The sequence below is a fragment of the Pseudomonas sp. QTF5 genome (assembly GCF_000512695.2).
Taxonomy (GTDB): domain Bacteria; phylum Pseudomonadota; class Gammaproteobacteria; order Pseudomonadales; family Pseudomonadaceae; genus Aquipseudomonas.
Window position 1 is genome coordinate 1 of sequence record NZ_AZRW02000072.1, and the last position, 9622, is coordinate 9622.

Here is a 9622-nt window from a genome sequence, read left to right on the forward strand (position 1 = left end):
CAAAAACAGTATTGCAGAAAAGGGGGTAACCATAGATGTGGGAGCGGGCTTGCTCGCGAAGGGAGCGGCGCGGTTTTACAGACTTACGCTCAAAGCGACTGCCACAACGAATCAAACTCTTCCGTTGCCCCGACCACGCCGCTCTTCGCGGCGTTTTCGCTTCTGGCCGTCTCAAGCAAACGATAGGCAAACTGATTAAAGCTGTTGGTGCTCGCCACCCGACGCTCCAGCCCGGCCCGACGTTCCTGGCCATTGGTATTGATCAACACCTTGTTGCCTTCCTGGAACGGCAGGCGCGGCGTGAGCAGGGTGGCCGGCAGGTCGATGGCGCTGATGGCGGGCAACAACAGCCCGCGCAAGTACTGGCTGTGCTCGTCGCCCGAGCGCATCAGTTGCAGGCCGCAGGGTTCGGCGCAAGGCGCGACTTGCTCGATCCCCATCTGCGTGCCACCACCCCGTACCTGGCGGATCCAGCGCACCACTGCAATGCTCCAGCCTTGACCGGCAGCATCCTCGATACCGACCATTTCGCCAGCCTGCAGCTCGGCGGGCACCGCGCCGGGCCAGGCCAGGCAATAGCCGCCAGGGCTGTGATTGATCACCGGCAGCACATAGGTCGGGAAATGCTGCTGGCGGTCGGATGCCTCGTGGCTGTCATCGTTCTGAAGGTGCGGGTATTCGATCTCTTCGTAGGGCAGCAGCGTGTCAGCCGTGCCATGGGGGGCGGCATCGAAGGCGTGGCGCCATTGGTCTTTGGCGCGACTTGTCGGGTCGGTCGCCGAGAACTGCGCCGGGCGGGCGCCGGGTTTCTTCAGGATGTCGTTGAACGAGCGTTGCCCGCCGAGATAAAAGTGCAAAGCGCTCATGCCCACGCACAGGGTCAACGTGCCGTGGCCGACGGTGCGCTGGAAACTGCGCTCGGCGGCCTGCCCCCAGGCGGCATGCAGGTGTTGCAGCGTATCCAGATTCAATCCCGCCGGAACGGGCAACGGCGATACCTTGTCGGCCGACTGTTGCAGATGGGTTTCGATGGCCGCGACCAGAGGTTGCGGGTCGATCCCCAGCAAGCTCTCCTGTTGTTCGGCGGGGAATTTGGAGCGGTAACGCGGCCCGGTGTCGAGATCCGGGGCGATGGCAAACAGCCCGTTGTCCGCTTTGGCCGGTTGCAGCTTGATCCACTGGCTCCAGGGCTCGAGCACCTCGGCGAGCCGGGCGATCTGGTTCTGGCGCAGTTGATTGCAGCGTGAAGCCCCCAGCAGGAGGGCGACGATGTAGGTTTGCTCGATGCTCAGGCTTTGCGTCTGACTGGCCAGTTCATCGCGCACGCTCAAATTTTGCAGTTGGAACTGACAGCCAATCCGGTATAGCTGATGTAATTCCAGCCACAGATTTTCGGGCACCGGACAATAGAGTTCAGTGGCGCGGATCAACGCGCCGTTCAGGCAATGGATTGCCCGTTGCAAAGCCAGGATCAGCAGCGGCGCACGGTCCTTGCTGAAGCGCGGTGCGATGCGGATCACGATTTGCTTGTAGCCGATCGCCAAGTGGCTCTGCAGCGCCTGGCAAAGGTTGGCGATCTTGCGCGAACGCTCGTCGAGCACAATGGCCTGATGCAGGAAATGCCGCTCCAGATGCTTGCAGACGTAATACACCTCGGGCCGCAACAGTTCGAGCAATTGCAGACGATTGTCGCTGGGTGTGAGCAGTTGATTGAGTTCGCTCAAGCCTTGATACAACTGGCGAGCGGTTTCGCCGATATTGGCTTTGGGCAGGTTGGCGATCCAGCGCTTGAGGTCGCGAGGCGTGGCTTCGCAGAAAGTCAGGCGCGACTGCGTCGGGATCGGTGCGCGTAGCAGCAGGACAGGATTGGTTTCATTCATGCCGTAGACAAACTCCGACCGGGAAATGGGCAGTGAATGACTTGACTGTAGCAGCTATGAACGCTGGAGGGGGTGTCGCGATATTTGCGTCACGCTTGCCTTTGTAGAAGCCTTTGGCAAGATGCCGTGAACGCCACCGGCCCCGTAGGAGCCGGCTTGCCGGCGAAGGTGTTTTCATGGGCACTGCATGACATGAGGCCGCCTTCGCTGGCAAGCCAGCTCCTACAACGTGGGGTCGGATCGATAGGTCAGGCGTTTGGCAGGCCGATGCCCTGGCCCATCTGCACTGGCGAAAGGGCGCCGAGCCCTTCAGCCCATTTCACTTGGTCCGGACCGAACAGCACGACCGCTGTAGAGCCGAGCTTGAAACGACCCAATTCCGCGCCTTTCTCCAGATGGATCGGCGCACGGGCCGCATCGTCGTAGCGGAAGGTTTTCAGCTCGCGCTTGGGCGGTGTCACCAAGCCGGCCCAGACGGTTTCGATCGACGCCACAATCATCGCGCCCACCAGCACCACGGCCATCGGCCCGCGCTCGGTATCGAAAATGCACGCCACACGCTCGTTGCGAGCGAACAGCTCCGGAACGTTTTCCGCCGTGGTCTGGTTGACCGAGAAGATGCGGCCGGGGATGTAGACCATCTCGCGCAGAGTGCCGGCCAGCGGCATGTGCACGCGGTGGTAATCCTTGGGTGACAGGTAAATGGTGGCGAAGTCACCGCCCATGAATGGCGCTGCGTTGGCTGCGTCACCACCGAGCAGTTCCAGCACGCTGAAGCTGTGGCCCTTGGCCTGGAAAACCCGACCGTGTTCGATCGGGCCGAGCTGGCTGACGGCACCGTCGGCCGGGCTGAGGATCGCGCCAGGGGTTTGGTCCAACGGACGAGCGCCGTCTTTCAGGGCGCGAGTGAAGAACGCATTGAAGTGCTCGTAAGCCGTCAGGTCTTCGACCAGCGCCTGGGACATGTCCACTTGATAACGCTTGGCGAACCAGGCGGTTAAGGCGTTTTTGAACCAGCGCACACGGCATTCGGCAATGCAGCCGGCCAGTCGCGAGAGCAAGTGGTGGGGTAGCAGGTATTGGCTGAGGATAAACAAACGCTTATTCATTAACTGTCCTTAAAAAACCTTAAATCTCTACGGGCGTGTCGGGATGGTTGCCCCATTCGCCCCAGGAGCCGGCGTAGCCTTTGACTCGCGGATAACCGAGCGCTTTGGCCACTAGATACGTGAAGCCAGAGCGGTGGTGAGTCTGGCAGTGGGTAATGACTTCTTTGTCTTTGCTGATGCCCAGTTGTTCCAGGATCTTCGGCATGTCGGTGCGGATACGCAGGTTACGCGCCTGATCCATGCCGGCGGTCCATTCGAAATTGACCGCGCCAGGAATGTGCCCGCCCTTGGCTGCCAGCACTTTCTCGCCGGAGTATTCCAGCGGCCCACGTGCGTCCCAGATCGCCAGGTCAGCGGCACCGAGACGGCTTTGCAGGTATTCGCGGGTGGCGATGGGTTCGTCGTGCAGGGTCAGGGCGACCGGACCGCCGACCGCTGGCGGGATCTGGATCGACATGGGCAAGCCCTCTGCCAGCCAGGCCTTCAGGCCACCATCGATATAGTGATACTTGCTGTGGCCGATGACATCCAGCAGCCAGATAAAGCGCCCGGCCCAACCGCCGCCTTCATCGTCATAGACGACGTAGACCGCATCGGGGTTGTGTCCCAGCTCGCCGAACAATGCTTCAAGCGCGGCGTGGGTCGGCAGCAGGCCTGGCGCAGGCGCCTGACCCAGTTGAGTACGTTTTGGATCGACAAAGCGTGCCCCGGGGATATGCCCTGCGGCATAGCGGGCGCTGCTGGTCAGGTCCACCAGAATCAGTTCGCGGGAGTCGAGACGCGGGAGCAGGTCGCTCGGCTCGATCACCAGCGCCAAGCCAGAGAAGTCAGACATGTGAGGTCTCCAGAGCACAAAGGGGAGGATTGTAGCGCAGCGTCATGAGGGCCTGTTATCAGTTATTTCGGCACAGGAAATAACTGAATCTGTGGCGAGGGGGCTTGCCCCCGTTCGGCTGCGAAGCAGTCGCAAATCCGGCGCATGCGGTGTGCCTGGCAGAACGGGATTGCAGGTCCTGGGACTGCTTCGCAGTCCAACGGGGGCAAGCCCCCTCGCCACAGGTTTTGGCCTTTTCTTAACTGACTGGCATCAGCCGCTAGCGATGACTAAAGCTGTGCAGGGCCTTTTCGATGCACTGCGCGGTTTTGCCGAACGCTTGCACGGTAATTTCCGAGAACGGCCCGCCGCCCTGATCCGCCACCACGATCATGATCACCCGACCGTTGTTGACCAGGGAACGCAGCAGCAGGTGTTCACCGCTGAACTGTTTACGCAGGCTGGCCGGCAACAGGGCGGAGAATTGTGCGTTGTTGGCCGGCGTCAGACGCACCTGGGCCTGTTGCGCGAGCAAGCGTTGCAGCACGGTGCTTTGGCTGACCACCAGGTTCAGGCCCGCCACTTCTTCGGGCAGCCCGGCAATCTGGTGCACGCGCAGATTGGCGTGTGTGCGATCGGCCATCAGGATCATCACTCGCCGCATGCCACACGCCACCAGGGCGTCTCGGGCCGATGTGGTCAAGTGCATGGCATTGGTAAAACGGCTCGGTTCCACCAGCAACTCGGCACATTGCTTGCGCCACTTCGCCAGGTCTTCGGCGGTGGGTGCCGGGGCCAGCAGCAAACCGCAGTGAACACGGTTCATGCCCGACGGCCAGATCAACGCTTCGGCCGGGTGCCAGAGGTCCGGCATGGCGTGTTGGCGGGCACTGTTGGTGGCCTGTTGGTGCAATTGTTGCTGCACCTCATCCATTGGCATTTGCAGGTAAAGGCTGGTCAGGTACTGCCAGCGTTCACAGTGAGGACTGTTCCACGCCTGTTGTGCCGACAACGCCAGCCCATTGGCCAGCAGTACGGTATTGGCTGGCTGATTGAGCCAGCGGCGCAGCGTCGGATCGTCATCGAGGCGGTTCTGTTGGCGCAGCGGGTGATCGCTGTCACGCGCGATGCGCAGGACTTTCACCAGCTCGCGTTGTTCGTTGAGCAACAGCCGATAACCCTGCTGCACCCAGATCGGCAAACGCCAGGTGTCCACCAGCGCCAGACAGATTTCCAGCAGGCGCACGCCGAACAATTGCTTTTCGACTTTGCGCGCCGACTCACCTTTATGGATGACCCGCAGTTCCCATTCTTCAAGCAACTGCGGATGAGTCAACGCCATGGGCCACAGTGGCGAAAGAAACAGCAGGCTGCCCCAGTGGATGTCCTGCCACAACCGCGCCAGGCGACCGGCAAAAAAACCATTGGCCTGTTGGGTGGCGTGCTGGCTGATCAACTGAAGCTGGCGCAGGGCGACGGGGATTTCCGATTGGGGTTCGGCGGGCAGGCGCTCGAGCAATTCTTCGGTGCGCTTCAAACCGAGGCGATTGATCGCCACCTCAAGGTTTTCAGCGGGCGTGGTCATGCTGCCATGGGTGTGGCGGTTGGCTTCGCGAATCACGCTCAAGACCAGGGCCGGGCTGTCCTGCATCAGTTCGGCGATGTCTCGCAGCGAACTGCGGCTATCGCGGATGGCTTTGCAGACGCGGTCGTGACTGTATTGCGGAACCGGCAGGCGCACGCTATCGAGCAGTTTGACCCAACCTTCGAGCGTGGCTGGTTTTGGCGTTGGGACGTTCGTTTCGTTAGCCATGTCTGGGCGCGATCATCGTCTGCTTTACCTATCCTTGCGTGGGCCAAATGGCTTTTCACCTTAACTGGCTACAGTCTGGCGCAGTTTTGCCGATAAGGAGAAGAAGAGATTTTTTAACTTCCGAATATGACCTTGAACCCGACTCAGTAAGTGCTCTCCTACCTATGGCTAAAATTATCGGCATCATCGTCGTATTCGCGAGCGTGCTCGGCGGATACGTGCTTTCCCACGGCAAGATTGCCGCCCTCATCCAGCCTTTCGAGGTGATGATTATTGGTGGTGCGGCCCTTGGTGCATTCCTGCAGGCCAACCCCGGTCATATGACAATGCACGTGTTCAAGAAGGCTTTGGGCATGTTCAGTTCGCGTTTCAACCACACGTTCTATCTGGAAGTGCTGGGGCTGATTTACGAGATCCTTAACAAGAGCCGTCGCGAAGGCATGATGGCGATCGAAGGCGACATCGAAGATGCTGCCGCGAGCCCGATCTTCGCCAAGTACCCGGCAGTCCTGAAAGATGACCGCATGACCGCGTACATCTGCGATTACCTGCGCATCATGTCCTCCGGCAACATGGCTCCCCATGAGCTTGAAGGCTTGTTCGACATGGAACTGACCAGCCTCAAGGAAGACCTGGATCACCCCTCCCACGCCGTCAGCGGCATCGCCGATGCCATGCCGGGTTTCGGTATCGTCGCGGCGGTATTGGGTATCGTGGTGACGATGGCCTCCCTGGGTGAAAGCGACCAGAAAATGATTGGCCTGCACGTGGGTGCGGCTCTGGTAGGTACCTTCTTCGGTATTCTCGCGGCCTACGGTTTCTTTGGCCCGCTGGCCCACGCCATGGGCCACGATGCCAAGGAAGAACTGAACGTCTACGAAGCCATCAAAGCCTCGTTGGTCGCTTCAGCTTCCGGCATGCCTCCGTCGCTGGCAGTGGAATTCGGTCGCAAGGTTCTGTACCCGGCGCACCGTCCTAGCTTCGCTGAGCTGGAACAAGCGGTTCGCGGTCGCTAAGTCATGGAAAATAACCAGCCGATAATCATCAAACGCGTCAAAAAGTACGCGGCCGGGCATCACGGGGGCTCCTGGAAAATCGCCTTCGCGGACTTCGCGACGGCGATGATGGCGTTCTTCCTGGTGCTGTGGCTATTGTCCACGGCAACACCGGAACAGAAGATCGCCATTGCCGGTTACTTCAAGGACCCGGTCGGTTTTTCCGAAAGCGGTACGCCGTACATCATCGATCTGGGCGGCTCGCCGACCCTGGCGCCGGAGAGCACCCTCAACCCCGAGGTGAAATCCCAGCCTCAGCCAGACAAGGTGACGATCGACTCCGAACAGGTCGAAGGCATGGCCGAGCAGGTCGAGAAGGAGCGCCTGGAGCTGTTGCTGCAAGAGTTGCAGAACAAGGTTGATGAGAATCCACAGCTGCAAAAATTCAAGGATCAGATCCTCTTCGAGATCACCCAGGACGGTTTGCGCATCCAGATCATGGACGCTGAAAATCGACCGATGTTCGACTCCGGCAGTGCGCGACTGAAGCCGTATTTCGAAGACATCCTGCTGGCCATGGCCGACACCATCAAAGCGGTGCCGAACAAGATCAGCATCAGCGGCCACACCGATGCCAAGCCGTACTCGGGCACCGGCGATTTCGGCAACTGGGAACTCTCGGCCAACCGCGCCAACGCGGCTCGTCGTGCATTGGTTGCCGGCAGCTATCCGGATTCTCAGGTAGCACGAGTCGTGGGTTATGCCTCGTCGGCGTTGTTCGACCGCGAGAAACCGTTCAACCCGGTCAACCGCCGGATCGACATTGTCGTGCTGACCAAGAAAGCTCAGCGTGCCATCGAAGGTTCGCAAGGTGCGGAACCGGCGCCAGCGCCGACGCAAGGGCAGGGTGGTCCGGGCGAAGTGCCCACGCCGCCGGCAGATCCGAACGCATTGCCGGCGGATAAAGAACCGCTGCCGGCCCATGAGCTTCGTGAGCGGTTGAATCTGTTTGATGATCCTGCACCGAAACCGGGTGAGCCGCCTAAGCAGTGATCCATGAAAAAGCCGCGAATGATCGCGGCTTTTTTGTCTCTGCAGGCTGCTGATCATTTTCGTAGCGTCACGAAAATGATCAAGACTACCTAGTAGCTGCTTTCCGGCAAACTGGCGATGATCGAGCGGTAGCTGTTCATCCGTTGCTGTTGCACGCGGCCCTCTTCCAGGGCCTTGAGCAGGGCGCAACCCGGCTCGCGGTCGTGCTTGCAGTCGCGAAAGCGGCAGGTGCCGATCAGGTCGTTGAACTCGATGAAGCCGGCTTCGACGTCGGATCGGCTAACGTGGCCCAGGCCGAATTCCCGAATACCCGGGGAGTCGATCAACTCACCGCCACCGGGGAAGTGGAACAACCGCGCGGTGGTGGTGGTGTGGGTGCCCTGGCCCGACAGCTCGGACAGCGGGCCGACGCGGGTGTCGACTTCCGGCAGCAGGCTGTTGACCAGCGACGACTTGCCGACACCGGACTGGCCGACGAATACGCTGATGTGCCCGTCCAACTGCTTCTGCAACTGTTCCATGCCATTGCCGTGGTGGGCCGACACTTCCAGTACCGGATAACCCAACGTGCGGTAAACCGCCAGCAAGGCATTCAGCGCCGGGGCGTTCTGCTCGTCGATCAGGTCGAATTTGTTCAGCAGCAGCAATGGCCGAATACCCGCGTGTTCCGCTGCGACCAGATAACGGTCGATCAGGTTGGCGTGAGGCTCGGGCAGCGGCGCGAAGACGATGACGATCATGTCGACGTTGGCGGCCACCGGCTTGAGTTGGCCACGGCTGTCCGGACGGCAGAGCTCAGTGTTGCGCGGCAGTTGCGCCACGATCACGCCGATGCCTTGATTGCCGGCACGCCACACAACCTGATCGCCGGTCACCAGCGCTGGCAGGTTGGCGCGCAAATGGCAGCGGAACACCTGGCCGGCCAGTTCGCCATCGAGGGCCTCGACTTCGACCTGCACACCGAAGTGCGCGATCACCAGGCCCGTCTGTTCCGGACCCAGGTCGCCCCCTTCGAGTGCCTCGACAGCCGAGGACTCGCGTTTGGCGGCGCGGGCAGCGCGCTCGCCCTGAATCTTTTCGATGCGCCAGTTTTGACGACGATTGAGTTGGCGTTTGGCCATGGGTGTTCCGTATCGAGAATGTAGCGATTAGGTAAAACGGCCGCGAGTTTAGCACGCCCGGCCACCAGCCTAGGCTAAACTGCGCACCTACTCCGAGGAGCCGACTCATGCAAAACCCGCAGAATCTGATCTGGATCGACCTGGAAATGACCGGTCTGAACCCAGATACCGACGTCATCATCGAGATGGCCACCATCGTCACCGACAGTAATTTGAACACCTTGGCCGAAGGTCCGGTGATCGCCATCCACCACAGCGACGAGATCCTCGCCGGCATGGACGAGTGGAATACCCGTCAGCATGGCGGTTCCGGGCTGACTCAACGGGTTCGCGACAGCCGCATCAGCATGGCCGAAGCCGAAGCCGAGACCATCGCCTTCCTGGAAAAATGGGTGCCGAAGGGCAAGTCGCCGATCTGTGGCAACAGCATCTGCCAGGACCGTCGCTTCCTCTATACCCACATGAAGGCGCTGGAAAGCTACTTCCACTATCGCAACCTCGACGTGTCGACCCTTAAAGAGCTGGCCGCGCGCTGGGCACCGGATGTACGCGACAGCTTCAAAAAGGGCAGTACCCACCTGGCCCTGGACGACATCCGCGAATCGATCGCCGAGCTGCAGCACTACCGCAAGAATTTCATCAAGTTCTGATTGGGCATGAGTGGGCTTTTGTGGCGAGGGAGCTTGCTCCCGCTCGGCTGCGCAGCAGTCGTAAAGTCAGCCGGCGCGGTTTATCTGAAGAGTTGCGCTGTTAGCAAATGGGGCCGCTCTGCGGCCCAGCGGGAGCAAGCTCTTATCAAACAAAAAATAACTCATTGTTTTTGCTCTTAAAAAATCA

8 protein-coding genes are annotated in these 9622 nt (G+C 60.3%); 3 read left to right on the forward strand and 5 right to left on the reverse strand.

The features are described from left to right. Positions 1-89 precede the first annotated feature (89 nt). The 4 genes from IC37_RS28435 to IC37_RS28455 all read right to left on the reverse strand — a co-directional run bounded on the left by IC37_RS28435 (position 90) and on the right by IC37_RS28455 (position 5616). Positions 90-1880 carry a hypothetical protein gene (locus IC37_RS28435; protein ID WP_030130336.1) on the reverse strand — a complete coding sequence of 597 codons (1791 nt, stop codon included), beginning with the start codon at positions 1878-1880 and terminating at the stop codon, positions 90-92. 248 nt (positions 1881-2128) lie between these two features. Continuing rightward, the gene (asd, locus tag IC37_RS28440; protein ID WP_030130337.1) at positions 2129-2989 is read right to left on the reverse strand and encodes an archaetidylserine decarboxylase; all 861 of its coding nucleotides are present in this window, start codon (positions 2987-2989) and stop codon (positions 2129-2131) included. Between the two features lie 19 nt (positions 2990-3008). After that, positions 3009-3824 (reverse strand): rhodanese-like domain-containing protein, encoded by an 816-nt coding sequence (locus IC37_RS28445; RefSeq protein ID WP_030130338.1) that lies wholly within the window; start codon positions 3822-3824, stop codon positions 3009-3011. A gap of 259 nt (positions 3825-4083) precedes the next feature. Next, positions 4084-5616 carry an HDOD domain-containing protein gene (locus IC37_RS28455; protein ID WP_030130339.1) on the reverse strand — a complete coding sequence of 511 codons (1533 nt, stop codon included), beginning with the start codon at positions 5614-5616 and terminating at the stop codon, positions 4084-4086. A gap of 164 nt (positions 5617-5780) precedes the next feature. On the opposite strand from IC37_RS28455, the gene motA reads away from it, so the two are divergent. Together motA and motB are read left to right on the forward strand one after the other, a co-directional pair. Beyond that, positions 5781-6632, forward strand: coding sequence for a flagellar motor stator protein MotA (gene motA / locus IC37_RS28460; RefSeq protein WP_030130340.1), 852 nt, complete (start codon positions 5781-5783; stop codon positions 6630-6632). 3 nt (positions 6633-6635) lie between these two features. Next, on the forward strand, positions 6636-7664 hold the full coding sequence (gene motB, locus IC37_RS28465; RefSeq protein WP_030130341.1) for a flagellar motor protein MotB: 1029 nt from the start codon (positions 6636-6638) through the stop codon (positions 7662-7664). An 89-nt stretch (positions 7665-7753) separates the two neighbouring features. On the opposite strand, the gene rsgA is transcribed toward motB, so the two are convergent. Further along, positions 7754-8785 (reverse strand): small ribosomal subunit biogenesis GTPase RsgA, encoded by a 1032-nt coding sequence (gene rsgA, locus IC37_RS28470; RefSeq protein ID WP_030130342.1) that lies wholly within the window; start codon positions 8783-8785, stop codon positions 7754-7756. A 107-nt stretch (positions 8786-8892) separates the two neighbouring features. On the opposite strand from rsgA, the gene orn reads away from it, so the two are divergent. Beyond that, positions 8893-9435 (forward strand): oligoribonuclease, encoded by a 543-nt coding sequence (gene orn, locus IC37_RS28475; protein WP_030130343.1) that lies wholly within the window; start codon positions 8893-8895, stop codon positions 9433-9435. The last annotated feature ends 187 nt before the right edge of the window (positions 9436-9622 follow it).

Coding starts and splice junctions, on each gene's coding strand:
- IC37_RS28435 (WP_030130336.1), bottom strand. CDS start 1,880: ATGAATGAAACCAATCCTGTCCTGCTGCTACGCGCACCGATCCCGACG.
- IC37_RS28455 (WP_030130339.1), bottom strand. CDS start 5,616: ATGGCTAACGAAACGAACGTCCCAACGCCAAAACCAGCCACGCTCGAA.
- asd (WP_030130337.1), bottom strand. CDS start 2,989: ATGAATAAGCGTTTGTTTATCCTCAGCCAATACCTGCTACCCCACCAC.
- orn (WP_030130343.1), top strand. CDS start 8,893: ATGCAAAACCCGCAGAATCTGATCTGGATCGACCTGGAAATGACCGGT.
- motB (WP_030130341.1), top strand. CDS start 6,636: ATGGAAAATAACCAGCCGATAATCATCAAACGCGTCAAAAAGTACGCG.
- motA (WP_030130340.1), top strand. CDS start 5,781: ATGGCTAAAATTATCGGCATCATCGTCGTATTCGCGAGCGTGCTCGGC.
- rsgA (WP_030130342.1), bottom strand. CDS start 8,785: ATGGCCAAACGCCAACTCAATCGTCGTCAAAACTGGCGCATCGAAAAG.
- IC37_RS28445 (WP_030130338.1), bottom strand. CDS start 3,824: ATGTCTGACTTCTCTGGCTTGGCGCTGGTGATCGAGCCGAGCGACCTG.